Below are 25,339 nucleotides of genomic sequence, written 5' to 3' on the forward strand. Positions count from 1 at the left end.
ACGGTCCCTCCGCCCGCACGACGGGTGGAGGGACCGCGTCGTCTCCGGCCTGCCTCTCGGGCGGCCGCCGCATGGCCGCGGACCGGTCGCCGGAGGGCCGCGGGCGGTCATCGGCCCAGCACGATCCGGGCCATGCCGTCCAGCGCCGGGTTGTCCGGATCCCAGTAGCCGGTGTGGCCGTGCGGAGCGCTCGGGAAGCGCCTCCCGCCGAAGTCCGGCGCGCTCGGGTCGGCGCCGAACCAGAGTCGCTCGCCGTGCGGGTCGAGCACGGCGAGCGCCGGACCGAGCGGCGTACCCGCGAGCAGCGCGCGGCGGGCCAGCTCGTCCGGTGGGCGGGCCAGCCGGATCACGTCGTCCGGCGCGGTCGACGACCAGACCTGACCGGCGGGCATCCGCAGCTCGGCGGCGTGGTCGACGCCGACCCCCGGCGAGCCGACGAAGACCAGCGCGTCGGCGCCCAACCCGTGGTCGCGGGCGGCGGTGCCGACCACGAGCGAGCCGTAGCTGTGCCCGAGCACCGTCTGCCGGGCCGGTGGCCCTTCGTGCGCGGCCCGCAGCCCGTCCTGGAACCGGTGCAGCGCCGGGCCGGCGTCCTCGGCCTGCCGGGTGCCGGCCGCCTCGGTGAGGAAGCCGGGCGCGTCGTAGTCCAGCCAGAGCACAGCCGCCGCCTCCTCGCCCGGCCCGAGCGCCGCGCATCGCTGCAACACCCGTGCTGCCCGGCCCAGCTCGGCCGGCGCGTCGGCGAGATCCGAGGTCATGCCCGGGACGTACGTGAGCACCGAGGCGGCGCGGTCCGGGTTGCCGAGCGCCACCACCGCGCGGCCGTCGCCGGCCGGGTCGAGCCCCAGCAGGTACGCCCGGGGCGCCCCGCCCGCGGCCAGCCGCTCGCCGAGCCCGTCCAGCCCGCGCAGCGCCGCCTCGACAGCGGCGAGCCGGACCCGCCGGGACGCCTCCAACGGCCCGGCCGGAAGCGGGTGCAGCAGCCCGAGCCGGCGCGCGAGCAACTGCTCCCGCCGGTCGCCGAGCAGTAGCCGGTTCGCCTGGTCCCGGACGGCGGCCGGAAGCCCGTCGAGGCGCCCGATCCGGCCCGGTTCCCGCCCCACCAGCCAGCGCCGCTCGGCCGCGCTCAGGCCGGCCCACCAGCGGCTCACCTCGGCCGGCCCGGCGCCGGGACCGGGCCGCCACGCGGGCGGGACGCTCACCCAGCCGCGTACCGCAGCGGTGGTCAGCTCCGCCAGCCGGCCGGCCGCCTCCCGGTCGGCGGCGCCGGCGAGCGTCAGCGCGCCCCGGATCCCGGCCCGCGCGTCGACCACCGCCGGCCCGGTCTGCGCCGGCGGCCGTGCCGGGTCGGGCCGGACCGCGCCGGTGCGGTCGACGAGCAGGCCACCGGACTCGGCGCGGGCCACCTCGGCGCCGAGCCGGGCCTTCGCCGCGCCCAGCCGGGCGCCGAACTCGGCGAGCACCTGGTCGACCTCGACCAGTGCGGGCAGCACGTCGGTGAGATCGGTGCGCAGATCCCCGATGCGCCGCTGCGCGGCAGTCGAGGCCGCACCCGACCACCCGGGGCGGAGCGTGCCGATCCGGGCGGCCAACGCGTCGGCGCGCTGCCGTACCGGCGTGGTGAGGCCCCGCCACGCCGCCCCGGCGGTGGACCAGGCGCCCGGATCGGCCCGCCAGAGCTGCGCGTAGCCGACCGGCACGTCCACGGCGTCGGCCGGACCGTCGTTCACCGGAGCACCCCGGTGAGGCGGCGGGCGGCGCGTTCGTCGACCGCCTCGTAGCCGTCCGCGCCGCGGCGCAACGCCTGAGCGGTGTCGGCCACCCGGGCGCCGAGCGCGCCGGACCAGCGCCGCACGGCCGACTCCAGTTCGGTCAGCGCCACCGCGGATCGCCAGCCGTCCGGTGCCGCCACCAGCAACGACTCCGGTGCCGCGCCCGGCCCGCGGCCCAGCCGGTACGCGTCGTCGGCCAGCTCGCGCGCCACCGATCGCAGCAGCTCCGGGTCGACGTCGAACGGTTTCTTCACCACGTGCCCTCCCTCGCCCGGCGCCACCGGCCGGTTCCGGACACCGGGACGCTAGGCGGCACCCGGCAGTGGCCGCCGACCCCTGTGGACAACGGTCCGGGTTATCCACAGGGCTTGTTCGCCAGCCGGTCCCGGGCGCGTACCGCCGGTAGGGTGAGGCCGTGATCGGGGGAGCCGCGAGCGGATGCTGAGCCGGCGCGACGAGCGGGGGCGGGGTGGCATGAGACAGGTGTGGCGGGTCGCGGACGTTCGCGCGGCGGAGGCGGGCCTGATGGCCACCCTCCCGCCCGGTGCGCTGATGCAGCGGGCGGCGGCCGGGCTGGCCCGCCGCTGCGCGTTGCTGCTCGCCGACCGGGGCGGTGTCTACGGCGCCCGGGTGCTGGTGCTCGCCGGGTCCGGCGACAACGGCGGCGACGCCCTGTTCGCGGGCGCGCATCTGGCCCGCCGGGGCGTGGCGGTGACAGCGCTGCTTCTCACGCCGGGCCGGGCACACGCCGAGGGCCTGGCCGCCCTGCGCGCCGCCGGCGGCCGTGTGGCCGACCGGCCGCCCGCTGTGGTCGACCTGGTGCTCGACGGCATCGTGGGCATCGGTGGCACCGGAGGGCTCCGCGAGACGGCCGAGCAGCTGGCCGCGAGCCTGACCGGGCAGCGCGGGCGCGGCGGCACGCGCGCCACCGTGGTCGCGGTCGACGTGCCGAGCGGCGTCGCTGTCGACACCGGCCACGTCCCGCTCACCGACGTCGGGCGGCCCCGGGCGGTCCGCGCCGACGTGACAGTCGCCTTCGGCGCGCTCAAGCCCGCACTGGTCGTCGGGCCGGCCGCCGAGCTGGCCGGCGAGGTCGAGCTGGTCGACATCGGGCTGACGCCGTGGCTGCGCGGCACGCCTGCGCTCCAGGTGATCGAGCAGACGGACGTGGCCGACTGGTGGCCGGCGCTGGGCGCGTCGTCGGAGAAGTACACCAGGGGCGTAGTAGGCGTCGCCACCGGGTCGGCCACCTACCCCGGCGCCGCCGTGCTCTCGGTCGCCGGAGCGCTCGCCGGTCCCACCGGCCTGGTCCGCTACGCCGGGAGCGCCGAGGGCGAGGTGCTGCACCAGCATCCGTCGGTGATCGCCACCGGCCGGGTCGCCGACGCCGGCCGGGTGCAGGCGTGGGTCTGCGGCTCCGGGCTCGGCACCGGCGAGGACTCCGCCGCCGAGCTGCGCGCGGTGCTCGCCGCGCCGGTGCCGGTGGTGCTCGACGCGGACGCGCTGACGCTGCTCGTCGACGGCAAGCTGGCCGACCGGCTGCGCGGCCGGGACGCGCCGATCGTGGTGACGCCGCACGACCGGGAGTATGCCCGGCTCTGCGGCGAGATGCCGGGGGACGACCGGGTCGCCGCCGCGCTGCGGCTGGCCGCCTGGATGAACGCGGTGGTGCTGCTCAAGGGCGACCGCACGGTCATCGGCACGCCCGACGGCCGCGCGTACGTGAACCCGACCGGCACCCCGGTGCTCGCCACCGGTGGCACCGGCGACGTGCTGGCCGGGCTGCTCGGTTCGCTGCTCGCCGCCGGGCTGGCCCCGGAACGGGCGGCCGCCGCGGCGGCGTACCTGCACGGGCTGGCCGGGCGGGAGGCGGCGCGCGGCGGTCCGGTGACCGCGCCCGACGTGGCCGCGGCGTTGCGTCCGGTACTGGCCCGGCTGGGCTGATCCGGGCGGCGGCGCCCGGTGGCGGCGGGCACCGCCCGCTCGGCTCACGGCGCTGATGATCACTGACGGAAGTAGGCTGAGGACATGTGGCAGTCGGAGGTGCGCGTCGACCTGGACGCGATCCGGGAGAACGTGACCCGGCTCAAGGCCGGCACCAGCGCCGAACTGATGGCGGTGGTCAAGGGCGACGGGTACGGCCACGGCATGGTGCCGGCCGCCCGCGCGGCGCTCGACGCCGGGGCGGACCAGCTCGGCGTCTGCACGCTGGACGAGGCGCTGCGGCTGCGCGAGGAGGGCATCACCGCGCCGGTGCTGGCCTGGCTGCTCAGCCCCGGGCTGCCGCTGCACGACGGGATCACCGTCGGCGTCGACCTCGGCTGTGCTGGCCTCACCCAGCTCGACGAGATGATCCAGGCGAGCCGCCGGGCGGACCGCCCGGCCCGGCTGCACCTCAAGATCGACACCGGGCTGGCCCGGGGTGGCGCCACCGTCGCCGACTGGCCGGCGCTGCTGGAGGCCGCCGCGAAGGCCCAGGCCGACGGTCTGGTCGAGGTGGTCGGCGTGTGGAGCCACTTCGTGTACGCGGACTCGCCCGGTCACCCCACCACCGACCGCCAGCTCGCCGTGTTCCAGGAGGGGCTGGAGATGGTGACGCGTGCCGGTCTGCGTCCGCGCTACCGGCACCTGGCCAACTCGGCCGCCACGCTGACCCGGCCGGACACCCACTTCGACCTGGTCCGGCCCGGCATCGCCGTCTACGGCCTGTCGCCGGTCGCGGGCGAGCAGTTCGGTCTGCGTCCCGCCATGACCGCCCGCGCCCGGGTGATGCTCACCAAACGGGTGGCGGCCGGCACCGGCGTCTCCTACGGCCACACCTACCTCACCGAGCAGGAGGCCAACCTCGCGGTGGTGCCGCTCGGCTACGCCGACGGGGTGCCGCGGCACGCCTCCAACACCGGCCCGGTGCAGCTCGCCGGCAAGCGCCGGACCATCTCCGGGCGGGTCTGCATGGACCAGTTCGTGGTCGACTGCGGCGACGACGAGGTGACCGACGGCGACGTGGCGACGCTGTTCGGCAGCGGCGCGGACGGCGAGCCCACCGCCGACGACTGGGCCGAGGCGGTCGGCACCATCAACTACGAGATCGTGACCCGCTTCGGCGGTGTGCGCGTGCCCCGCGTCTACGACGGCGAGCACGCATGAGTGTCCGGTTGCCGCGACCGCGTACCGCCGCCGGCAAGGTGGCCGGGCTGGTCGGCGCCGCCGTCGGCGTTGCCGCCGCCGGGCTCGCGGCGGGCGTGGTCAGCGAGCGGGTGCTGGTCCGCCGGCTCAAGAACGACCCCACCGACCGGTACGCCGACGAGGTCTTCGGTGAGCAGCGTTACGACGAGGCGCACCGGCTGGAGATGCCGGACGGCACCGACATCCACGTCGAGGTGGTCGAGCCGACCCGCCCTGTCGCAGGGCACCCGACTGTGGTGCTGGTGCACGGGTTCTGCCTGGACATGGGCACGTTCCACTTCCAGCGCAAGCGGCTCGCCGAGCGCGGCGACTACCGGGTGGTCGCGTACGACCAGCCGGGGCACGGCCGTTCCGGCCGGCTGGAGAGCGGCGAGTACGACCTGACCGCGCTGGGCCACACGCTGCGCCGGGTGCTCGACGAGGTGGCCCCGGACGGCCCGCTGGTGCTGGTCGGGCATTCGATGGGCGGCATGACGATCATGGCGCTGGCCGAGCTGTACCCGGAGATGTTCGGTGACCGCGTGGTCGGCACCGTGCTGATGGCCACCTCGGGCGGCCTCGCGGCGGAGACCAAGCTGGTGGCGCCCGCGCTGCTCGGCCGCGTCGGCTCGCCGGTGCTCTACATGATGAGCAACGCCACCCGGTACGGCGGGACCGTGATCGACCGGGCGCGCCGGTCGACGTCGAACGTGGCCTGGCTGCTCACCCGCAAGTACGGCTTCGGCACGTCGAAGCCGAGCCCGGCCCTGGTGTCGTACGTCGAGATGATGAACTCGCGCACCTCGGCCGACACGGTCACCCGCTACCTGCGCACGATCGCCACCCACTCCCGGTTCCCGGCGCTTGCGGCGCTGGCCGGCACGCCGGTGCTGGTGATCGTGGGCGACAAGGACATGATCACGCCGGTGACGCACTCCGAGGAGATCGTCCGGCGGCTGCCGCACGCCGAGTTCGTGAAGATCAACGACAGTGGGCACGTGGTGATGCTGGAGCACGCCGACGAGGTGAACGTGGCGCTGGAGAGGTTCCTGGACTCGCTATGACAGTGGTCGTGGAGCTGAAGACGGTCGACGACACCCACGAGTTCGGGCGGCGGCTGGCCGGGGTGCTGCGGGCCGGTGACCTGCTGCTGCTCAGCGGCCCGCTCGGCGCCGGCAAGACCGCGCTGACCCAGGGCATCGGCGCCGGCCTCGGCGTACGCGGGGACATCACCTCGCCCACCTTCGTCATCGCCCGGGTGCACCGGCCCGACCCGGCGCGGGGCGGCCGGGTGACGCTCGTGCACGCCGACGCGTACCGCCTGGGTGAGGCCGCCGACCCGCGCGCGGAGATCGACGACCTCGACCTGGACGCCTCGGTGGACGAGGCGGTCACCGTGGTGGAGTGGGGCGAGGGGATGGTCGAGCAGCTGGTCGACGCGCACCTGCGGGTACGCATCGACCGCCGCGACGACGACACCCGGGCGGTCACGCTGGAGCCGGTCGGCGGCGACTGGGCCGCCCGGGTCGCCGAACTGTCCTAGGGCTGAAGGGGCATCGTCCAGCAGTTGGAGTAGGCGGTGCGCCCGGCGAGCCGGTCGGTCAGCCAGGCCACCGCGTCGCCCTGGTCGGTGATGAGCGGCGCCAGGTGGTTGGTGAGGAGCTTGTCACCGAGGTTGGGCAGGCTGACGGCCTGGTAGGTCACGTTGGCGCCCTTGCGGCACCAGTCGACCGCCAGTTGACGGGCCTGCCGGTGGGGCACGATGTCGTCCTGGACGCCGGTCGCCACGCGTACCGGGCCGGCGGGCTTGAGCGTGCCGATGCGCTGCCGGTCGAGGACGGCGGCCGCCTCGGGCGAGGCGGCGATGACAGCGGTGAGGGAGCGGCCGCCGGTGATCCACCTGCTGCTCTTGGTGAACGCGTACCGGAGGATGGCGTCACCGACGCACATGGTCGAGGTGTCGGTGAGCGCCGCCCGGCCGGCGTCGTTGACGTTCGCCTCGATGACGTCCCGCACCGCCGGGTCGGACTGGGCGAAGCCGTTGAGCGACCAGCCCAGCGCCCCGGCCAGCGCGCTGCCGTCGATGCCGCCGATGACAGCGGTCAGGTCGGCCGGCGGCGCGCCGACGTAGGTGCCGGCCAGCGGCACGTCGGGCGCGTAGGTGGGCTGGAGTTCGGCGGCTGCGGCGCTGGCGCCGCCACCCTGGCTGTAGCCGTACAGACCGACGCGGGACCGGTCGGTGACCGACGCGCCCGGCACGGTGCGGGCGGCGCGGGCCGCGTCGAGCAGGGCACGTCCCTCGTCGAGGCGGTTGACGTACGTGTGCAGCCGGTCGGTCGCGCCCAGCCCGACGTAGTCGGTGACGACGACCGCGGCGCCGGTGGCGAGGAGGCGGTAGATCGCCAGGGCCTCGTAGCCGACGGACAGGGTGTCGCCGGTGAGGGTGAGCGGGTGTTGCAGGGCGAACGAGGGCGCGCACTGGTCGCCCTGCCCCATCGTGCCGGAGGCGACGGCGACCAGCGGGCGCGGGCCGGCGCCCCGCCACGCCGCCGACGGTTCGATGTAGGCGCCGGTCACGCCGACGGCCCGGCCGTTGGAGTCGGTGGACCGGTACATCAGGCGGGTGGCGGTGCCGGGCATCGGGCGGCCGTCGAGCCCGGGGATGCTGAGCCCGAGCGGCAGCGGCTCGGTACGGATCAGCGTGCCGTTGGTGGCGGGCAGGTCGGCGGGCGGGTGGTAGAAGGCGGGGATCGTCACGCCGCGGGAGACCACCGGCGTGCTGCCGTCGGCGGCTGCGGCTGCGGCTGCGCCGGATCCGGCCAGGTAGGTGGCTGCCGCCGCGGCGACGGCCAGCATCCGGAGGCCGGTCGTGCGGCGGGGGGAGGGGGCGGCGGAGGGCGTGCGGGGACGGGTGTTTCTCCTGCTCACGGGCACTCCTAGCGAACATCGATGGTGGTGGATGCAAGCTAGCAGTGGCGGTGTGGCGCAAGTAACTTGCCAGTAGGTTACGCTCCGGTAACTTTTCCCGTCCAGTACCCGGCCCTGCCGCCGCCCGGGAGTGTCGGTCGCGGCTGGTAAGAAGATGGCGACCGACGAGGAGAGGTTGCCGATGCCCGACGCCCCCACCCTGGACCTGCCGGCGCTGCTGCCGGAGGCCTGGCGTGCCGTGCTCACCCCCCACCTGGACCCGGCCCGCACCGCGGCGCTGGCCGAGTTCGTCGCCCGGGAGTACGCGACCGCCACGGTCTTCCCGCCGCTGGAGGACCTCTTCTCCGCCTACCGGCTGTGCGGGCCGGCCGACACCCGGGTGCTGATCCTCGGGCAGGACCCGTACCACAAGGCGGGCCAGGCGCACGGGCTGAGCTTCAGCGTGCGCGAGGGGGTGGCGGTGCCGCCGTCGCTGCGCAACGTCTTCAAGGAGCTGGGCGAGGACCTGGGCGTGCCGAAGCCGCGCAGCGGCAACCTCGACGGCTGGGCCGCGCAGGGCGTCCTGCTTCTCAACTCGGTGCTGACGGTCCGGCAGGCCACGCCCGGCTCGCACGCCAACAAGGGCTGGGAGGAGTTCACCGACGCCACCATCCGGGCGCTCGACGCGCTCGACCAGCGCGTGGTGTTCCTGCTCTGGGGCGGCTACGCGCGCAAGAAGGCGGCGCTGGTGACCAACCCGCAGCACGTGGTGCTGGAGGCCGGGCACCCGAGCCCGATGAACCCGCGCGGCTTTCTCGGCAGCCGCCCGTTCAGCGCCGCGAACAAGGCGCTGGCCGACGCGGGGCTGCCCACCGTCGACTGGGAGCGCTCAGCCGGCTGACCCGCCCGGCGCCTCGCCCGCCGCGGCGAGGCGCCGGCGGTACCGGGACAGCAGCTCGGCCGTGCGCCGGTCGGTCACCTCCACCTCGACCAGCGGCTCGACCGGGTACGTACGTTCACCGAGGCGGACCTCGATGGGCTCGGGCAGTTCCTCGCACATCCGGGCCCGCAGCTCGCCGTAGCGGGTCAGCCAGCGGTGCTCGCCCGGCTCTTCGGGCTCCGTGTGGATGCCGCCCCACACCTGCCATCGAGCGTCCCAGCGCTGCGCGTAGATCCGATCGAGGAGCGCGCTGAACCGCGGCGAGTCCCGCCAGCGCACCGCAATCTCGACCGCGTCCACCGGTAGCGGCGCGCCCTGCAGCAGCGCCGCCGTGCCGCCCGACAGCACGTACGGCAGGTCGCCCAGGGCATCCATGATCCGGTCCAGCCGGAGGACTTCGATCCGCTCGGCAAGCACCGTCCCGGCCATCTCGTCCAGCGCGGCGTCCAGGTGGCTGTCCAGCGGCTCGACCTCGATCCGCAGTTGCCGGCCGAGCGCGGCGAGCAGGCGTTCCGCGGCGGTCAGGCTCGGCAGCCGGTCGCCGCGTTCGATCCGGGCGATGGCGGCCTGACTGAGCCCGGACCGGGCGGCCAGAGCCTGCTGGGTGAGCCCTGCCTGTTCGCGTTCACGCCGCAAGGTCCGGGCGATTTCTCGAACGAGGCGACTCTCCGTCATCTCCGGAGAATGGCAGTCCTCTTCTTAGCCTTATGCCTCTGAGTCATATTTATGACCCAGAGGCATAAGGCTCTCACCTCTTCTCTTTGATCCGGGCGCTACGCATCGTGACCGGGCGAGCGGCGAGGGCGTGCCGAGGGCATGCCGGGGGTGTGCCGAGGGCGTGCCGGGGGCGGACGGAGCGGACGGAGCGGACGGCTAGGCTGGCTTACCGTGCTGGTACTCGTGGTGGACTCCTCGACGCCCGCGGTGACCGCGGCCCTTGCCGAGGTCTCGGCGGACGGCGTCGCGGTCCGCGCGTCCCGGTGCACCGTCGACGCCCGCGCCCACGGCGAGCTGCTCGCGCCGCAGGTCGACGCCGTGCTGGCGGACGTCGGCGCGCGCCCAGCCGACCTGACCGCTATCGTCGCTGGCCTCGGCCCGGGCCCGTTCACCGGGCTGCGCGTCGGGCTGGTCACCGCCGCCACCATGGGTCAGGTGCTCGGCGTACCCACGTACGGCGTCTGCTCGCTGGACGGGCTCGGCCACCCGGCGGCCGCCGGCGAGCCGGTGCTGGCGGCGAGCGACGCGCGGCGCCGGGAGATCTACTGGGCCGTCTACGACGGCGCCGGCCGGCGCCTGGCCGGGCCGGAGGTGGCCGCCCCGGCGGTGGTCGCCGAGCGGGCACGCGACCTTGCGGTCACCGTCGCGGTCGGCGACGGCGCGCACCGGTACGCGGACGTGCTGGGGCTGCCGGTACGCGACGAGCCGCGCTACCCGGACCCGCTGGCGCTGGCCCGTCTCGCCGCGCCGCGGATCCGCGCGGGCGCGCCCGGCGAGACGCTCACCCCGCTCTACCTGCGTCGCCCGGACGCGGTCGCGGCCACCGGCCACAAGCCGGTCCTGCCATGAGGCTGGGCCGGTTCCGCTGGTGGCACATCGACGAGGTGCTGCCCATCGAGGCGGACCTCTTCGGCGCCGAGCAGTGGTCGGCGGCGATGTTCTGGAACGAACTCGCCAACGGGCACTTCTACCTGGTCGCCACCGACGACGACGGCGCCGTCCTCGGCTACGCCGGGCTGGCCGTGTCCCCGCCCGACGAGGCGTGGGTGCAGAACGTCGCGGTCCGCCGGGACGCCCACCGCCGGGGGATCGGCCGGCTGCTGCTGGAGGCGCTGCTCGCCGAGGCGGCCCGGCGCGGCGCCCGCAGCACGCTGCTGGAGGTCGCCGCGGACAACGCGCCCGCGCAACGGCTCTACGCCACCTACGGGTTCGAGCCGATCGGCGTGCGGCGCGGCTACTACCAACCGAGCAACACCGACGCGCTGGTCATGCAGCGCAACGAGGACTGACGCGCATGGCTGACGAACCCCTGATCCTCGGCATCGAGACCTCCTGCGACGAGACCGGCGTGGGCATCGTGCGCGGGCACACGCTGCTCGCCGACGCGCTCGCCTCCAGCGTCGAGGAGCACGCCCGGTTCGGCGGCGTGGTGCCCGAGGTGGCCAGCCGCGCCCACCTGGAGGCCATCGTGCCGACCATGGACCGGGCGCTGCGCGAAGCCGACGTCACCATCGCCGACATCGACGCCATCGCCGTGACCTCCGGGCCGGGCCTGGCCGGCGCGCTGCTCGTCGGGGTCGCCGCCGCCAAGGGGTACGCGGTCGCGGCGGAGAAGCCGGTGTACGGCGTGAACCACCTCGCCGCACATGTGGCGGTGGACACGCTCGAACACGGCCCGCTGCCCGAGCCCGCGATCGCGCTGCTGGTCTCCGGCGGGCACTCCTCGCTGCTGCGCGTCGACGACCTGGCCCGCGACGTGGTCCCGCTCGGCGCCACCATCGACGACGCCGCCGGCGAGGCGTTCGACAAGGTGGCCCGGCTGCTCGGGCTGCCGTTCCCCGGCGGGCCGTACATCGACCGCGAGGCGCGCGCCGGTGACCCGGCGTCGATCGCCTTCCCGCGCGGGCTGACCGCCGCGAAGGACCTGGTCGGACACCGGTACGACTTCTCCTTCTCCGGCCTGAAGACGGCTGTCGCCCGCTGGGTGGAGGCGCGGCAGCGGGCCGGTGAGCCGGTGCCGGTCGCCGACGTGGCGGCATCCTTCCAGGAGGCGGTCTGCGACGTGCTCGTCGGCAAGGCGATCGACGCCTGCCGCAGCAGCGGCATCGACACGCTGGTGATCGGCGGCGGAGTGGCGGCCAACTCCCGGCTGCGGGCGATGGCCGAGCAACGGGCCGGCAGGCACGGCATCCGGGTGCGTACGCCCCGGCCGAAGCTCTGCACGGACAACGGCGCGATGGTGGCCGCGCTCGGCTCCCACCTGGTCGCCGCGGGCGTCGCGCCGAGCCGGCTGGACCTGCCGGCCGACTCGGCGATGCCGCTGACAGTGGTCAGCGTGTGAGCGGGGAGGGGACCGACATGATCGTCCGCATGTGGGAGGCCAAGGCCGAGCCGTACGGCTTCGCCGACCTGATCACCTGGGTCTGCGAGACCGCGCTGCCCGAGTTCGAGCACGACCCGATGCACGTCTCCAGCGAGGTGTTCTCCTCCACCGACCACCGGCTGGTGGTCGTCTCCAAGTGGCGGAACAGCCCTCGGGAGCTGCCCGAGCCGCCGGCGCGCCTGATCGCCCGCCCGCCGCACAGCTGGGACTTCACACAGGTCGACCGCTGACGCGAGGGTCGTCACGACCGCCGGAATTGGTTGGCGCGCGGGTCGCCCCGGCACCTAGCGTCGGTGCGCCATGCGCTTCTCACCGGCCGGCGATCCCGGCACCCCCGACGCGCGGTCGGCCACCCGATATCTCGTGTGGCTCGCCGGGCGACATCCCGTCATCTTCGGCGCCGGGCTCGCGCTCGGCGTGATCTGGATGCTGGCCCAGGCGCTGGTGCCGGCCGTGCTCGGCCGCGCCGTGGAAGCCGGCCTGGCCCAACGCGACCCGGACGCGCTGGTGCGCTGGAGTCTGGCCCTGCTCGGGCTGGGTCTGGTGCAGGCCGTCGCCGGGATCCTGCGCCACCGCTGCGCGGTGCACAACTGGCTCGGCGCCGCCTACCGCACCGTGCAGGTCACGGTGGACGCCACGAACCGCCTCGGCGCGGCGCTGCCCCGGCGGGTCGCGGCGGGCGAGGTGGTGAGTATCGGCACCGCCGACATCGAGCACATCGGCAGCGCCATCGACATCACCGCCCGGGGCGCCGGCTCGGTGGTCGGCATCGTCACCGTGGCGGTGATCCTGCTCAGCGCCTCCCAGCCGCTCGGCCTCGTGGTGGTGCTCGGGGTGCCGCTGCTGATGGCGCTCGTGGCGTTGCTGATCCGCCCGCTGCACCGGCAGCAGGCCGCGTACCGGGACTCGACCGGCCGGCTCACCGCCCGGGCCGCGGACATCGTCTCGGGCCTGCGCGTGCTGCGCGGAGTCGGCGGCGAGCCGGCGCTGTCCGAGCGCTACCGGCAACGCTCGCAGGCGTTGCGCGCGGACGGGCTGCGGGTGGCCCGGGTCGAGTCGCTGTTGCAGGCGGCGCAGATCCTGCTGCCCGGCGTCTTCGTGGTGCTGGTGACCTGGCTGGGCGCCCGGTTCGCGCTGCGCGGCGAGATCAGCGCCGGCGAGCTGGTCTCGTTCTACGGCTACACCGCGTTCCTGGTCAGCCCACTGCGCAACCTCACCGAGGCGGCCGACAAGCTGACCCGGGGACACGTCGCGGCCCGCCGGGTCGTCCGGTTGCTGCGGCTCGCGCCGGAGTTCACCGACCCGGCCACCCCGGTGCCGGTGCCGGCCGGGCCGGGCGAGCTGGCGGACGTACGTTCCGGACTGGTGCTGCGACCGGGCCGGCTGACCGCGCTGGCCGCCGCCACCCCGCAGGACGCCACCGAGATCGCCGACCGGCTCGGCCGGTACGCCGACGGGGACGTCACGCTGCACGGCGTACCGCTGCGGGACGTGGCGCTGGCGACGGTGCGGGAGCGGATCCTGGTGGCCGACAACGACGCGCAGCTGTTCAGCGGCGTGCTGCGCACGGAGCTTGACCCGCACGACCGGGCCGAGCCCGGCGCTGTGGCGGCGGCGCTGGCCGCGGCGAGTGCCACCGACATCGTCGAGGCGCTGCCCGGCGGCCTGGACGGCGAGGTCGCCGAACGCGGCCGGGAGTTCTCCGGCGGGCAGCGGCAACGGCTGCGGCTGGCCCGCGCGCTCGTCGCCGACCCGGAGACGTTGATCCTGGTCGAGCCGACCAGCGCGGTGGACGCGCACACCGAGGCGCGCATCGCCGAACGGCTCGGCCCGGCCCGCCGCGGCCGCACCACGCTCGTCTGCACCACGAGCCCGCTGGTGCTCGGTCACGCCGACCACGTGGTCTTCGTCGAGGACGGCAAGGTCGTCGCCGAGGGCCGGCACGAGGAACTGCTCGCCGGCGAGCCGCGCTACGCCGCCACGGTGAGCCGGGAGGAGGACCGATGAGCAACGCGCTGCCCGTCGCCGACATCGCCCAGGTCCGCCGGTACGTGCGCGAGCTGATCCGCCGTCACCCGCGTGGCCTGGCCGTCGCGCTCGGCCTGCACGCGCTCGCCGCCGGCGCCGGGCTCGTCGCCCCGCGCCTGCTCGGTGACCTGGTGGAGGGGATCTCCCAGGGCATCGCCGCGACGACTGTGGACCGGGTCGTGGCGGCCATCGCCGCGTTCGTGGTGGTGCAGGCGGTGCTGGTCCGCTTCGCGCACCTGGCCTCGGCCCGGCTCGGTGAGCGGGTGCTCGCGGAGCTGCGGGAGGAGTTCGTCGACCGGGTGCTCGCGCTGCCGCTCGCCACTGTGGAGCGGGCCGGCACCGGCGATCTGCTCACCCGCACCTCGCGGGACGTCGCCGCGCTGTCCCGCACGGTCCGGTTCGCCGGGCCGGAGACGCTCATCGCCGCGCTGACCGTGCTGCTGATCCTGGGCGCGCTGGTGCTGACCGGCCCGCTGCTGGCGCTGCCCAGCCTGCTGGCGGTGCCGGTGCTGTGGGCCGGCACCCGCTGGTACCTGCGCCGCGCGCCGCAGGGCTACCTGCGGGAGAACGCCGCCTACTCGGACATCACCGACGGGATCAGCGAGACGGTCGAGGGGGCGCGGACCACCGAGGCGCTGCGGCAGGCGGCCCGTCGCCGGGCCCGCGGCGACGCGGACATCAGCCGGTCGTACGCGGCCGAGCGCTACACGCTCTATCTGCGGACAGTGTTCTGGCCGGTGGCCGAGTTCGGCTACCTGGTGCCGATGGTGGCGACCCTGCTCATCGGCGGCTGGTTCCACCTGAAGGGCTGGGCCAGCCTCGGCCAGGTCACCGCCGCCACGCTCTACGCCCAGCAGCTCACCGACCCGATCGAGCGGCTGCTCGGCTGGCTGGACGAGTTCCAGGTCGGCGGCGCCTCGCTGGCCCGGCTGCTCGGGGTGGCCGCCGAGCCGGACGAGCGCGCCAAGGCATTCGCCACGCCGGACGAGCGCGCCGCCGCTGCGGGCAGTGCGGGCGGCGCGGGCCGGCTCGCCGCGCACGACGTCCGGTACGCGTACCGCCCGGGTCACGACGTGCTGCACGGCGTGACGCTGGAACCCCGGCCGGGGGAGCGGCTCGCGATGGTCGGCCCGTCCGGGGCGGGCAAGTCGACGCTGGGCCGGCTGCTGGCGGGCGTGCACGCGCCGAGCGCCGGCACTGTGACAGTGGACGGCCGGCCGCTCGCCGGAATGCCCCTGGCCGAGCTGCGTACCCATGTCGCGCTCGTCAGTCAGGAGCACCACGTGTTCATCGGGACGCTCGCCGACAACGTGGCGATGGTCCGGCCGGACGCCGACCCGGCTCGGGTGCGCGCGGCGCTGGCCGCGGTCGACGCGCTGGACTGGGCGCTGGCCCTGCCGGACGGGCTCGACACGGCGGTCGGGGCGGGTGGCCACCCGCTCACCCCCGCGCAGGCGCAGCAGCTCGCGCTGGCCCGGCTGGTGCTCGCCGACCCGCACACGCTGGTGCTGGACGAGGCCACCTCGCTGATCGACCCGCGGGCGGCCCGGGCACTGGAACGGTCGCTGGCGGCGGTGCTGCACGGCCGTACCGTCGTCGCCATCGCGCACCGGCTCTTCTCCGCGCACGACGCGGACCGCGTGGCGGTGGTCGCCGACGGGCGGATCACCGAGCTGGGATCACACGACGAGCTGGTCGCGGCCGGTGGCTCGTACGCCGCGCTGTGGCGCTCCTGGCACGGCTGAGAACGCGCGACGGGCCCCGGCACACGTGCCAGGGCCCGCTCGACGGCCGGGGGTCACGTGCGGCGGGTCAGCCGCCAGGTCGCGTACCCGCCGGTGCCGAGCGCGATCAGGAACACCGCCCACACCACACCGGTGCCCACCTGCAGTCCACCGCCGCTGCCCACGTTGGCCTGGGCGGCGGCGACGAGCGAGTCGCTCTGCGCGGGCGGCAGCGCGGCCGGCGGCAACTGCTGCCAGCGCACCAGCCCGGTGCTCTCCAGCATGGTCATGTGGTCGTTGACGAACGTGTTGGCGTCCTCGGCCAGCTTGCGCACGATCGGGTCGCGGGTGCTGGCCCGGACCGCGCCGATCACCGGGAAGATCTTGCCGTGGGCGACCCGCAGCCGGGTGACGAAGATCTGGTCGAACCGGGCGCCGGTGGCGTTCTGCATCTCGGTCAGCCACCCCTTCTGCTCGGCCGTCGGATCCGTCGGCAGGGTGGCGCCCAGCTTGTTCGCGGCCTCGACCACCAGCAGGTCCAGCTCCGCGTGCTGCTTGGCGATCTCCGCGCCGACCTCGCGTACCCGGGCGGACTGGCCCTTCTCGGCCGCCATCTGCCCGGCCGGCATCTCCCACAGCCCGGCCAGCCGTACGCCGTTGAGCAGCGTCATGTCGGCGGCGTTCATCTGCACGCCGGGGTTGGGTGCGGCCTGTGCCGTCCCGGGAATGACGCCGATCCCCGCGCCCAGCGCGGCGAGCAGCAGTACCACCCGGTGCGCCAGCTTGCGGCGTGCGGATTCCAGCGATGCCATGGTTGCGGTGCCTCCTCGGTCCGGACCGGTACGCGGGGTCGTGGACGGCCGCGCAAGCCGGCCGCCCGTCCGCACACTGGTACGGATCGGCGGGCCGATCAGTTCAGCGGGTCGGCGAGGAGTCGTTCGAACGCCAGCTCGGCGGCGCCGATCAGCGCCGCGTCGCCACCGAGCTTCGGGGTACGCAGCCGTACGTGCTCCAGGCACGCGGGCAGCCCGTTGGAGTTGAGCCGGCTGCGTACCTGCGCCGCGGAGGCCAGGTAGAGGTCACGCATGGTGCCGCCGAAGATGACCATCTCCGGGTTGAAGATGTTCACCAGGTTCGCGACGCCGAAACCGAGCCAGTCGCCGGCCTGCCGTACCGCGGTCTGGGCGCGGGCGTCGCCGCGGTCGGCGGCGTCGAAGACCGCGAGCAGGGCGTCCCGGCCGCGCGCCTCGGACCGGCCGGCGGCGCGCAGCAGCCCGTGCTCGCCGATCTCGGTCTCCCAGCAGCCGCGCCGGCCGCAGTCGCAGCGCACCCCGTCGCGGACCACCACCATGTGGCCGACCTCGCCGCCGTAGCCGCCGTGGCCCCGCAGCCTCCGGCCCCCGGCGATGATGCCCGCGCCCACACCGACGTCGCCGTAGATGTAGATGACGTTGTCGCAGCCGACCGCCGCGCCCCGGGCGTGCTCGGCGTACGCGGCCACGTCGGCCACGTTGCCCACCGTGATCGGTACGTCTATCCCCAGCTCGACGGCGAGCGCCGCACCGATCGGCTCGTCCACCCAGCCGGTGGTGGGGCTGAGCCGGACCAGTCCGTCCTCCCGGCGGACCATGCCGCACACGGCCACCCCGGCGCCGACGCAGATCGCGTCCGGCGGCACCGACTGGTGCATCTCCTTGACCGCGCCGGCGAGCAGCGGGGCGGCCTCCCCGGCGACCAGGTTGCGCGGCCGGTCCATCTCCCGGCGGTCGAGCACCTCACCGCCGAGCCCGACCCGCGCGGCCCGCAGCCGGTCCACCTCGACGCTGTACGCGTACGCGTAGACCCGACCCGACTCGGGCCGGACGACGAGTGACGGTCGTCCGGCCCGGCCGGTCTCCTTCGGCGTCCCCTCGCTGACCAGACCGGCGCCGGCCAGGTCCGCGGTCAGCGCGCCGATGGTGCTGCGGTTGAGGCCGAGCGCTGTGGTCAGCTCGGCCCGCGTGGTGGCGCCGTGGACGTGTACATAGCGGAGCAATGCGCCCAGGTTCTGCCGACGGATCTCGTCCTGACTGGGGCCCGCGCGCATTGCCACTGCCATGGTGTTCCCGTACCCCGGGTCAGCGCGTGCCGGTGGCGGCGGCCCGCCGACGCGACAGCGCGTCGATGGTCGCCGCGGCGAGCAGCACCACGCCGGTGACCACGAACTTGACGCCCGAGCTGTATCCCATCAGTCCCATACCGTTGTCGATGACCGCCACCACTGCGCCACCGAGCACGGCGTCGAGGACCCGGCCCTTGCCGCCGAAGAGGCTGGTGCCGCCGATCACCGCCGCGCCCACGGCGTAGAGCAGTACGTTACTGCCCCCGGTGTTGGGGTCGACCGAGTTGGCCCGGCTGGCGGCCACGATGCCGCCGATCGCGGCCATCGAGGAGCAGATGATGAACACGGAGATGCGGATCCGGTCGACGTTGATGCCGGCCCGGCGGGCCGCCTCGGCGTTGCCGCCGACCGCGTAGATGTGCCGCCCGTAGCTGGTGCGCTGGAGCACGAACGTCCAGACGACGAGCAGGATCGCGATGATCGGCACCACGATCGGCACGCCCTTGAGCGAGACGACGAGCACGTTGCGGCTGCGCTCCAGGTTGAGCACGTAGACCGCCACGCCGAGGATCACGGCCAGACCGGCGATCCGCGCGGCGACCACCGCGATCGGGTCGGTGAGCAGGCCGCGGGCGGCACGGTTGCGGTGCCGCAGCAACTGCACGGCCGCGTACCCGACGACGGCGACGGCTGCGAGCGACCAGCCCAGCACGGGGGAGAGGTTGCGGTTGGCGATCGCGACGAGCACGTCGTCCCGGACCGCGATGTTGGCGCCCTCGTCCATGAGCGTCAGCACCACGCCCTGAAAGGCCAGGAACCCGGCGAGCGTGACCACGAAGGAGGGGATGCCGACCTTGGCGACCAGCAGGCCCAGCACGGTGCCGATCACCACACCGGTGACGACGGCGGAGAGCACCGCCACGTACCAGGGGTAGCCGAGCACTGTCACCACGTTGGCCAGGATCGCGGCGCAGACGCCGCTGGCGAAGCCGGCGGAGAGGTCGATCTCGCCGAGCAGCAGGACGAAGACCAGACCCATCGCGATGAGCGTGACCGCCGCGCCCTGGGTGAACAGGTTCGCCAGGTTGCCGGCGGTGAAGAACGACGGGCGGGCGATCGAGAAGCCCACCGCCAGCGTCACGAGCATGACCACGGCGGGGAGCGCACCGATGTCGCCGCCGCGTACCCGGCGCCAGTAGTTGTTCACGTGGCTGCCGACGGTCGGTGTCGGGGTGACGCCGGCCGGGCCTTCCTTCTTCACGACGATGGCGGTCATCGGACGGCTCCTGGAGTGGTGTCGGCGGGCGCGGCGCCGTTGCCGCCCGGCTCGCCGGTGAGGCCGAGGCTGCCGGAGCGGCCGGCGGTGATCAGCTCGACCACCTGCGAGTGGGTGATGTCGGTGGTCTTCACCTGGGCGACCATCTGGCCGAGGTAGAGCGCGGCGATCCGGTCGGATACGGCGAAGACGTCGTTCATGTTGTGCGAGATGAGCACCACGGCCAGGCCGTTGTCGGCCAGCCGGCGGACCAGCTCCAGCACCTGGGCGGTCTGCGCGACGCCGAGTGCGGCGGTCGGCTCGTCCAGGATGACGAGCCGGCTGTTCCAGAGCACGGCCTTGGCGATGGCCACGGTCTGCCGCTGGCCGCCGGAGAGGCTGGCCACGTGCTGGCGCAGCGACTTCACGGTGCGCACGCTCAGGCCGGCGAGCGTCTCGGCGGCCATCTGCTCCATGGTCGGCTCGTCGAGCACGATGCCGCTGCGCTTCTCCCGGCCGAGGAACATGTTCTGCACGATGTCGAGGTTGTCGCAGAGCGCGAGGTCCTGGTAGACGACCTCGATCCCGAGCGCGGCGGCGTCCCGAGGGCTGTTGATGGTCACCGGGCGGCCGTCGAAGACGAACTCGCCGGCATCGGTGGGGTGGATGCCACTGATGCACTTGACCAGGGTCGACTTGCCGGCGCCGTTGTCGCCGACCAGCGCGGTCACCTCGCCGGCGTGCGCGGCGAAGGCGACGTCACGCAGCACCTGGACGGGACCGAAGCTCTTGTCGATCCCGCGTAGCTCCAGCAGGGGGGTTGCGGACACGGGGTTCTCCTTTGGGCGGAGGGAGGTCTCGGATCCCGTCCGGCGCGGGCGCCGCCCGGCACGGGAAACCCCGTGCCGGGCGGCGCCGCCTGAGGCGGGTGGGTCAGCTCACGCCGGCGTCGGTGCAGAGCTTCGCGAAGGCACCGGTGCAGAGCTCTTCCTTGGTGACGTATCCGTCGGCCACCACGTCCTTGACGTTGTCCTTGTAGATGGCCTTGGGCTCCAGCAGCACCGACGGCACGTCCCGGCCGCCCTCCGGGTCCTTGACCGTCTGGCCGGTGTCCTTCGGCTCACCCTTGGCGAGCGCGATGGCCAGCTCGGCGGCGGCGTCCGCCTCCTTCTTGACCGCCTTGTAGACAGTCATGCACTGGTCACCGGCGAGGATGTTCTGCAGGCCCTCCTTGGTGGCGTCCTGACCGGTCACCGGAACCTTGCCGTTGAGCTTGTTCTTCTTCAGCACCGAGATGGCCGCGTTGCCGAGACCGTCGTTGGCGGCGAGCACGCCGTCGATCTTGCCGCCGGCCTTGGTCAGCTGCTGCTCGAAGATCGTGGCGGCCTGCGCGTTGTCCCAGGCCGGCACCGAGTCGTCGGCGACCTTGGTGTACTCCTTCGAGTCGAACTTCGGCTTGAGCACCGAGTCGTACCCGTTCTTGAACAGGGTGGCGTTGTTGTCGGTCGGCGAGCCGTTGAGGTACGCGATCGACGGGTTCTTGACGCCCTTGTCGGTCAGGCACTTGCTCAGGCCCTCGCCCTGGAGCTTGCCGACCGCCTCGTTGTCGAAGCTGACGTAGTACTGGGCGGAGCCGCCCAGGGTCAGCCGGTCGTAGTCGATGGTCGCGACGCCCTGCGACTTGGCCTTGTCGAGCACGGCCTTGCCGGTGCCGGAGTCCAGGTTGACGATCATCAGGACGTTGACGCCGCTGGTGATCATCTGGTCGGCGATGGTCTGGAACGCGGTCTTGTCGTTCTGCGCGTTCTGGATGTCGGACTCGACGCCGGCCGCGTCGAACGCCGCCTTGAGGTACTTGCGGTCCGCGCCCTCCCAGCGGGCGGAGGACTTGCTGTCCGGCAGGATCACGCCGATCTTCGGCTTCTTGGCGTTGGAGCCGCCGGCCTCGTCGGAAGAACCGCCGTTGTCACCGCATGCGGCCATGCTGCCGGTCGCGAGAAGACCGACGGCCGCGAAGGTGAGGAAGCCCTTGCGCATGTGCAGGGTCCTTTCGGAGGTGGGGGAGTGGTGATGTTTTGTTGTGTCCGGCAACGTATTCCCCGTTTCCCATGCGCCGCAAGACTGCCGAGGTCAGAAGTTTGTTGGCGGCGGTAACAATTCAGCAACGCGGTTGTCACCCACGGGACACCACCGGGAGAGCGCGTTCCGGGAACGCTCCCACACGTACCGTCACGACCCCGCTCAGATGGCGGCGATCGATGCCGTCGTCGCCCCGGTGAGCGCAACCAGATCCGTCGGCGCGAGCTGCACCTGCAACCCCCGGCGACCCGCCGAGACGTACACCGTCGGATGCGCCAGCGCCGAGGCGTCGATGACAGTCGGTAGCCGCTTGCGCTGCCCGAGCGGGCTGATGCCGCCGCGGACGTACCCGGTCGCCCGCTCGGCGGTCGCCCGGTCCGCCATGGTGGCCCGCTTGCCGCCGGCCGCGGCGGCGAGCGCCTTCAGGTCCAGCTCGCCGGTCACCGGCACCACCGCCACCGTCAGCCCGCCGTCGACCTCGGTGACGAGCGACTTGAACACGCGCTCCGGCGCCACCCCGAGCGCGGTCGCCACGAGCGCGCCGTAGTTCGGCGCGTCCGGCGAGACGTCGTAGGTGTGGGTGCTGTGGGCGATCTTCCGCTTGCTCAGCAACGCGATCGCCGGAGTGCCAGGGCCCGCCACGGGCTCAAGCTAACCCGCGCGCCGCGACACCGCGAGCCGGAAACGTGAGCCGGGGTCAACCGCCGGGCGGAACCGGCCGGCAGACGAGCACAGTGGGGTCGCCGGCCACCCGGGTCAGCGCCAGACCGGCCGCCTCGTCACCGGACAGCCGCAGGTCGCGGCGCAGCTTCTCCGGCTCCAGCGCCGAGCCGCGCTTGCGGATCTCGACCCGGCCGACGCGCCGCTCCCGCAGCAGGGCGCGCAGCCGCTTCAGCGAGAACGGCAGCACGTCGGTGATCTCCAGGCAGCGGGCGAACGGCGTGGGCCGGGCCTCGTCGGCGTACAGGTAGGCGATCGACGGGTCGGCGAGCGTGGCGTCGAGGTCGGCGGCCAGCTCGGCGACCAGGTGCGCGCGCACCACGGCCGGATCCGGGTCGTAGAGGAACCGCCGCACCGGTCCCACCGGCGCCTCCTGCGCACCGGTCCCGGTGAGGTGATAGGAAGGGCCCCTTTTACTACCGGAGGCGTTAAGAAGGGGCCCTTCCTTCTCGCGCAGCAGGGTGGCGCGGCGCGGGACCTCGGCCAGCTCGCCGCACCAGAGCGCGGCCTCGACCAGGTCGCCGTCCACGCTCACCCACTCCGCCTCGGCGCCGGCCGGGATCAGCGCGTGGTCCAGCCCGGGCGCCACCTTCACCACTGTGCGCGGCACGCGTGCGGCCAGGCCGGTGACGAATTCCCACGGCGGCGAGTAGGCGTTCGGGTCGAACACACGCTGCCCGGTGCCGGCCCGCCGCCGCGCCGGATCGCAGAACACGGCGTCGACCCCTGTCGCGTCGAACGCCGTGGCGTCACCGCGCTCGACGGTCACCAGGTCGGCCAGCCCGGCCGCCTCGGCGTTCGCGGCGGCCATCGCGGCGGTCACCGGGTCGGCCTCCACCGCGTACACCCGGATGCCGGCGCGGGCCGCGGCGAGCGCGTCGGCCCCCAGCCCGCACCCCAGGTCGGCCAGCGTGGTCACACCCGCGGCCCGCAGCCGCGCGGCGCGCCGGTCGGCGACCGCGCGGCGGGTGGCCTGCTCCAGCCCGGCCCGGGTGAGGAACATCCCGGCCGCCGCCGCACCGAACTTGCCGGCCGCCCGGCGGCGCAGCTCCGCCTGGGTGAGTGCCGCCGCCGCGAGCCCGCCGGGAATCCCGGCCGAACGCAGCGCGGCCGCCGCCGCCAGCGGGTCGCCGCCGGCCACCCGTTCGGCCGCGGCGAGCGCGGCCGACCCCTCGGGGGTACGCAGCGCGGCGAGCTGGTCGAGATCCACGCGCTCATTCTCCCGGCCCGGTTCCGGCGCGACACGGAGGGCGACGCGTTGGCACTCTCCTTGACGGAGTGCTAGCCGAGGAATAACCTGCGATTAGCACTCTCACCCTGAGGGTGCCAACGCCCGAGCCTCGTGCCCGGGGGTTGAGCGCCAGGCGGACCGGCACCCGCGACGACGGCCCCGCCCGGTGGCATGTGGCAGATTGACGCTGGTCGGCATGCCGGCCGGCAACGACACCAAGTACCCGGGAGGGTATGCCCGTGACTACCGCGACCAAGGTTGCGATCAAGCCGCTCGAGGACCGCATCGTGGTCCAGGCGAACGAGGCCGAGACCACCACCGCCTCGGGCATCGTGATCCCCGACACCGCCAAGGAGAAGCCGCAGGAGGGCACCGTCCTCGCTGTCGGCCCGGGCCGGATCGACGACAAGGGCAACCGCGTGCCGATCGACGTGAAGGTCGGCGACACCGTCCTCTACTCGAAGTACGGCGGCACCGAGGTCAAGTACGCCGGCGAGGAGTACCTGGTGCTCTCCGCCCGCGACGTCCTCGCGGTCATCGAGAAGTAAGCAACCGATCAGTGTCGTTGCCCCGGTCCGGCTCGCCGGGCCGGGGCGACGTCGCTTCGAAGGGATACTGATGGCGAAGATCCTCAGCTTCTCGGACGACGCCCGGCACCTGCTCGAGCACGGTGTCAACGCCCTCGCGGACGCGGTGAAGGTCACCCTCGGCCCGCGCGGGCGCAACGTCGTCCTGGACAAGAAGTTCGGTGCGCCCACGATCACCAACGACGGCGTGACCATCGCCAAGGAGATCGAGCTCACCAACCCGTACGAGAACCTCGGCGCGCAGCTGGTCAAGGAGGTGGCGACCAAGACCAACGACGTCGCCGGCGACGGGACCACCACCGCCACCGTGCTGGCCCAGGCCATGGTCCGCGAGGGCCTGCGCAACGTGGCCGCCGGCACCAACCCGACCGGCCTGAAGCGGGGCATCGACGCGGCGGCCGCCAAGGTCTCCGAGGCGCTGCTCGGCAAGGCCGTCGAGGTCGCCGGCAAGGAGTCGATCGCGCACGTCGCGACCGTCTCCGCGCAGGACGCCGCCATCGGCGACCTGATCGCCGAGGCGATGGAGAAGGTCGGCCGCGACGGCGTCATCACCGTCGAGGAGGGCTCCGCGCTCACCACCGAGCTGGAGGTGACCGAGGGTCTCCAGTTCGACAAGGGCTTCATCTCGCCGAACTTCGTCACCGACCTGGAGGCGCAGGAGGCGGTCCTGGAGGACCCGTACATCCTGATCACCACCCAGAAGATCTCGGCGATCGAGGAGCTGCTGCCGCTGCTGGAGAAGGTTCTCCAGAACAACAAGCCGCTGCTCATCGTCGCTGAGGACGTCGAGGGCCAGGCCCTGTCCACGCTCGTGGTCAACGCGCTGCGCAAGACCGTCAAGGTCTGCGCCGTCAAGGCCCCCGGCTTCGGCGACCGCCGCAAGGCGATGCTCCAGGACATGGCGATCCTGACCGGCGCCGAGCTGGTCGCCCCGGAGCTGGGCTACAAGCTCGACCAGGTCGGCCTGGAGGTGCTCGGCACCGCCCGTCGCGTCGTGGTCGACAAGGAGAACACCACAGTCGTCGACGGTGGCGGGCAGGCCTCCGAGGTCGCCGACCGGGTCGCGCAGATCCGCAAGGAGATCGAGGCCTCCGACTCCGAGTGGGACCGGGAGAAGCTGGCCGAGCGGCTGGCGAAGCTCTCCGGCGGCATCGCCGTGATCAAGGTCGGCGCGGCCACCGAGGTCGAGATGAAGGAGCGCAAGCACCGCATCGAGGACGCCATCGCCGCGACCAAGGCCGCGGTCGAGGAGGGCACGGTCCCGGGTGGCGGTGCCGCCCTGGCCCAGATCCTGCCGGCGCTCGACGACGACCTGGGCTTCACCGGTGACGAGAAGGTCGGCGTCTCGATCGTGCGCAAGGCGCTCGTCGAGCCGCTGCGCTGGATCGCCCAGAACGCCGGCCACGACGGCTACGTGGTGGTGCAGAAGGTCGTCGCCCAGGACTGGGGTCACGGCCTCGACGCCGCCACCGGCGAGTACGTCGACCTGGCCAAGTCCGGCATCATCGACCCGGTGAAGGTGACCCGCAACGCGGTCAGCAACGCCGCCTCGATCGCCGGCCTGCTGCTCACCACCGAGAGCCTCGTGGTGGAGAAGCCGGCCGAGCCGGAGCCGGCCGCCGGTGGCCACGGCCACTCGCACGGTCACGGCCACCAGCACGGCCCGGGCTTCTGACCCGACCGCACGGCCCGACGTCAGGGCACACCGCCGACCCGGTGGTGTGCCCTGA

General features: G+C 73.9%; 24 protein-coding genes. 13 read left to right on the plus strand and 11 right to left on the minus strand.

Annotated features, from left to right (window positions below):
* Positions 1-107 precede the first annotated feature (107 nt).
* Both FB455_RS16990 and FB455_RS16995 read right to left on the minus strand, forming a co-directional pair.
* Positions 108-1,730, minus strand: a complete 1,623-nt coding sequence (locus FB455_RS16990; protein ID WP_145754019.1) for an alpha/beta hydrolase — start codon at positions 1,728-1,730, stop codon at positions 108-110.
* Entirely contained in the window at positions 1,727-2,029 is a 303-nt protein-coding gene (locus FB455_RS16995) for a type VII secretion target (RefSeq protein WP_145754021.1), read from the minus strand. Before FB455_RS16995 ends, FB455_RS16990 begins: the two co-directional genes overlap by 4 nt.
* Before the next feature lie 217 nt (positions 2,030-2,246).
* Here FB455_RS16995 and FB455_RS17000 point away from each other — a divergent pair, with 217 nt between their 5' ends.
* From FB455_RS17000 to tsaE, 4 genes are all read left to right on the plus strand, one after another.
* Positions 2,247-3,716 carry an NAD(P)H-hydrate dehydratase gene (locus FB455_RS17000; protein ID WP_071097779.1) on the plus strand — a complete coding sequence of 490 codons (1,470 nt, stop codon included), beginning with the start codon at positions 2,247-2,249 and terminating at the stop codon, positions 3,714-3,716.
* Between the two features lie 84 nt (positions 3,717-3,800).
* Complete coding sequence (alr, locus tag FB455_RS17005) at positions 3,801-4,919, plus strand: alanine racemase (RefSeq protein ID WP_030269390.1); 1,119 nt, start codon at positions 3,801-3,803, stop codon at positions 4,917-4,919.
* Positions 4,916-6,001, plus strand: a complete 1,086-nt coding sequence (locus tag FB455_RS17010) for an alpha/beta fold hydrolase (RefSeq protein ID WP_047890899.1) — start codon at positions 4,916-4,918, stop codon at positions 5,999-6,001. Before alr ends, FB455_RS17010 begins: the two co-directional genes overlap by 4 nt.
* Positions 5,998-6,480, plus strand: coding sequence for a tRNA (adenosine(37)-N6)-threonylcarbamoyltransferase complex ATPase subunit type 1 TsaE (tsaE, locus tag FB455_RS17015; protein WP_013288562.1), 483 nt, complete (start codon positions 5,998-6,000; stop codon positions 6,478-6,480). The genes FB455_RS17010 and tsaE overlap by 4 nt, the downstream gene beginning before the upstream one ends.
* On the opposite strand, the gene FB455_RS17020 is transcribed toward tsaE, so the two are convergent.
* Positions 6,477-7,865, minus strand: coding sequence for a lipase family protein (locus FB455_RS17020; protein WP_145754023.1), 1,389 nt, complete (start codon positions 7,863-7,865; stop codon positions 6,477-6,479). The genes tsaE and FB455_RS17020 overlap by 4 nt on opposite strands.
* Positions 7,866-8,046: 181 nt before the next feature.
* Between FB455_RS17020 and ung the strand changes: the two genes are divergently transcribed.
* Positions 8,047-8,745, plus strand: a complete 699-nt coding sequence (gene ung, locus FB455_RS17025; RefSeq protein ID WP_013288560.1) for a uracil-DNA glycosylase — start codon at positions 8,047-8,049, stop codon at positions 8,743-8,745.
* On the opposite strand, the gene FB455_RS17030 is transcribed toward ung, so the two are convergent.
* A complete protein-coding gene (locus FB455_RS17030) occupies positions 8,734-9,459 on the minus strand; it encodes a helix-turn-helix domain-containing protein (protein WP_145754026.1) in 726 nt (241 codons plus the stop codon). The two genes, ung and FB455_RS17030, sit on opposite strands and share 12 nt — an antisense overlap.
* Positions 9,460-9,672: 213 nt before the next feature.
* Between FB455_RS17030 and tsaB the strand changes: the two genes are divergently transcribed.
* The 6 genes from tsaB (at position 9,673) to FB455_RS17060 (ending at position 15,657) form a co-directional block, all read left to right on the plus strand.
* A complete protein-coding gene (gene tsaB / locus FB455_RS17035; protein ID WP_145754028.1) occupies positions 9,673-10,350 on the plus strand; it encodes a tRNA (adenosine(37)-N6)-threonylcarbamoyltransferase complex dimerization subunit type 1 TsaB in 678 nt (225 codons plus the stop codon).
* Complete coding sequence (rimI, locus tag FB455_RS17040) at positions 10,347-10,790, plus strand: ribosomal protein S18-alanine N-acetyltransferase (RefSeq protein ID WP_013288557.1); 444 nt, start codon at positions 10,347-10,349, stop codon at positions 10,788-10,790. Before tsaB ends, rimI begins: the two co-directional genes overlap by 4 nt.
* 5 nt (positions 10,791-10,795) lie before the next feature.
* Positions 10,796-11,842, plus strand: a complete 1,047-nt coding sequence (tsaD, locus tag FB455_RS17045) for a tRNA (adenosine(37)-N6)-threonylcarbamoyltransferase complex transferase subunit TsaD (RefSeq protein WP_145754030.1) — start codon at positions 10,796-10,798, stop codon at positions 11,840-11,842.
* 17 nt (positions 11,843-11,859) lie between these two features.
* Positions 11,860-12,114 (plus strand): hypothetical protein, encoded by a 255-nt coding sequence (locus tag FB455_RS17050; RefSeq protein ID WP_013288555.1) that lies wholly within the window; start codon positions 11,860-11,862, stop codon positions 12,112-12,114.
* A gap of 70 nt (positions 12,115-12,184) precedes the next feature.
* Positions 12,185-13,891, plus strand: a complete 1,707-nt coding sequence (locus FB455_RS17055) for an ABC transporter ATP-binding protein (protein ID WP_145754033.1) — start codon at positions 12,185-12,187, stop codon at positions 13,889-13,891.
* Complete coding sequence (locus FB455_RS17060; protein ID WP_013473653.1) at positions 13,888-15,657, plus strand: ABC transporter ATP-binding protein; 1,770 nt, start codon at positions 13,888-13,890, stop codon at positions 15,655-15,657. Before FB455_RS17055 ends, FB455_RS17060 begins: the two co-directional genes overlap by 4 nt.
* A 53-nt stretch (positions 15,658-15,710) precedes the next feature.
* Here FB455_RS17060 and FB455_RS17065 read toward each other — a convergent pair whose 3' ends face one another.
* The 7 genes from FB455_RS17065 to FB455_RS17095 all read right to left on the minus strand — a co-directional run bounded on the left by FB455_RS17065 (position 15,711) and on the right by FB455_RS17095 (position 23,001).
* A complete protein-coding gene (locus tag FB455_RS17065) occupies positions 15,711-16,448 on the minus strand; it encodes a DUF4142 domain-containing protein (RefSeq protein WP_013288552.1) in 738 nt (245 codons plus the stop codon).
* A 98-nt stretch (positions 16,449-16,546) separates the two neighbouring features.
* A complete protein-coding gene (locus FB455_RS17070) occupies positions 16,547-17,722 on the minus strand; it encodes an ROK family protein (protein WP_030269402.1) in 1,176 nt (391 codons plus the stop codon).
* A 31-nt stretch (positions 17,723-17,753) separates the two neighbouring features.
* Positions 17,754-19,013, minus strand: coding sequence for an ABC transporter permease subunit (locus FB455_RS17075; protein ID WP_145754035.1), 1,260 nt, complete (start codon positions 19,011-19,013; stop codon positions 17,754-17,756).
* On the minus strand, positions 19,010-19,822 hold the full coding sequence (locus FB455_RS17080) for an ATP-binding cassette domain-containing protein (RefSeq protein WP_013288549.1): 813 nt from the start codon (positions 19,820-19,822) through the stop codon (positions 19,010-19,012). The genes FB455_RS17075 and FB455_RS17080 overlap by 4 nt, the downstream gene beginning before the upstream one ends.
* Before the next feature lie 103 nt (positions 19,823-19,925).
* Positions 19,926-21,029 carry a substrate-binding domain-containing protein gene (locus FB455_RS17085; RefSeq protein ID WP_145754038.1) on the minus strand — a complete coding sequence of 368 codons (1,104 nt, stop codon included), beginning with the start codon at positions 21,027-21,029 and terminating at the stop codon, positions 19,926-19,928.
* A gap of 204 nt (positions 21,030-21,233) precedes the next feature.
* Entirely contained in the window at positions 21,234-21,713 is a 480-nt protein-coding gene (ybaK, locus tag FB455_RS17090; RefSeq protein WP_145754042.1) for a Cys-tRNA(Pro) deacylase, read from the minus strand.
* Between the two features lie 55 nt (positions 21,714-21,768).
* Positions 21,769-23,001, minus strand: a complete 1,233-nt coding sequence (locus FB455_RS17095) for a THUMP-like domain-containing protein (RefSeq protein WP_145754045.1) — start codon at positions 22,999-23,001, stop codon at positions 21,769-21,771.
* A gap of 254 nt (positions 23,002-23,255) precedes the next feature.
* Here FB455_RS17095 and groES point away from each other — a divergent pair, with 254 nt between their 5' ends.
* Together groES and groL are read left to right on the plus strand one after the other, a co-directional pair.
* Complete coding sequence (gene groES / locus FB455_RS17100) at positions 23,256-23,570, plus strand: co-chaperone GroES (protein ID WP_018222648.1); 315 nt, start codon at positions 23,256-23,258, stop codon at positions 23,568-23,570.
* A gap of 70 nt (positions 23,571-23,640) precedes the next feature.
* The gene (gene groL / locus FB455_RS17105) at positions 23,641-25,284 is read left to right on the plus strand and encodes a chaperonin GroEL (protein WP_013288545.1); all 1,644 of its coding nucleotides are present in this window, start codon (positions 23,641-23,643) and stop codon (positions 25,282-25,284) included.
* Positions 25,285-25,339 lie beyond the last annotated feature (55 nt).

It is taken from the genome of Micromonospora sp. CNZ296 (genome assembly GCF_007827635.1).

Bases quoted from the DNA above. Each gene is read 5' to 3' on its own strand.
- groL (WP_013288545.1), top strand. From the start codon at position 23,641: ATGGCGAAGATCCTCAGCTTCTCGGACGACGCCCGGCACCTGCTCGAG.
- FB455_RS17060 (WP_013473653.1), top strand. From the start codon at position 13,888: ATGAGCAACGCGCTGCCCGTCGCCGACATCGCCCAGGTCCGCCGGTAC.
- FB455_RS17010 (WP_047890899.1), top strand. From the start codon at position 4,916: ATGAGTGTCCGGTTGCCGCGACCGCGTACCGCCGCCGGCAAGGTGGCC.
- FB455_RS17075 (WP_145754035.1), bottom strand. From the start codon at position 19,013: ATGACCGCCATCGTCGTGAAGAAGGAAGGCCCGGCCGGCGTCACCCCG.
- FB455_RS17065 (WP_013288552.1), bottom strand. From the start codon at position 16,448: ATGGCATCGCTGGAATCCGCACGCCGCAAGCTGGCGCACCGGGTGGTA.
- FB455_RS17050 (WP_013288555.1), top strand. From the start codon at position 11,860: ATGATCGTCCGCATGTGGGAGGCCAAGGCCGAGCCGTACGGCTTCGCC.
- groES (WP_018222648.1), top strand. From the start codon at position 23,256: ATGCCCGTGACTACCGCGACCAAGGTTGCGATCAAGCCGCTCGAGGAC.
- FB455_RS17000 (WP_071097779.1), top strand. From the start codon at position 2,247: ATGAGACAGGTGTGGCGGGTCGCGGACGTTCGCGCGGCGGAGGCGGGC.
- FB455_RS17070 (WP_030269402.1), bottom strand. From the start codon at position 17,722: ATGCGCGCGGGCCCCAGTCAGGACGAGATCCGTCGGCAGAACCTGGGC.
- FB455_RS17030 (WP_145754026.1), bottom strand. From the start codon at position 9,459: ATGACGGAGAGTCGCCTCGTTCGAGAAATCGCCCGGACCTTGCGGCGT.
- tsaD (WP_145754030.1), top strand. From the start codon at position 10,796: ATGGCTGACGAACCCCTGATCCTCGGCATCGAGACCTCCTGCGACGAG.
- rimI (WP_013288557.1), top strand. From the start codon at position 10,347: ATGAGGCTGGGCCGGTTCCGCTGGTGGCACATCGACGAGGTGCTGCCC.
- alr (WP_030269390.1), top strand. From the start codon at position 3,801: ATGTGGCAGTCGGAGGTGCGCGTCGACCTGGACGCGATCCGGGAGAAC.
- tsaE (WP_013288562.1), top strand. From the start codon at position 5,998: ATGACAGTGGTCGTGGAGCTGAAGACGGTCGACGACACCCACGAGTTC.
- FB455_RS17085 (WP_145754038.1), bottom strand. From the start codon at position 21,029: ATGCGCAAGGGCTTCCTCACCTTCGCGGCCGTCGGTCTTCTCGCGACC.
- FB455_RS17055 (WP_145754033.1), top strand. From the start codon at position 12,185: ATGCGCTTCTCACCGGCCGGCGATCCCGGCACCCCCGACGCGCGGTCG.
- ung (WP_013288560.1), top strand. From the start codon at position 8,047: ATGCCCGACGCCCCCACCCTGGACCTGCCGGCGCTGCTGCCGGAGGCC.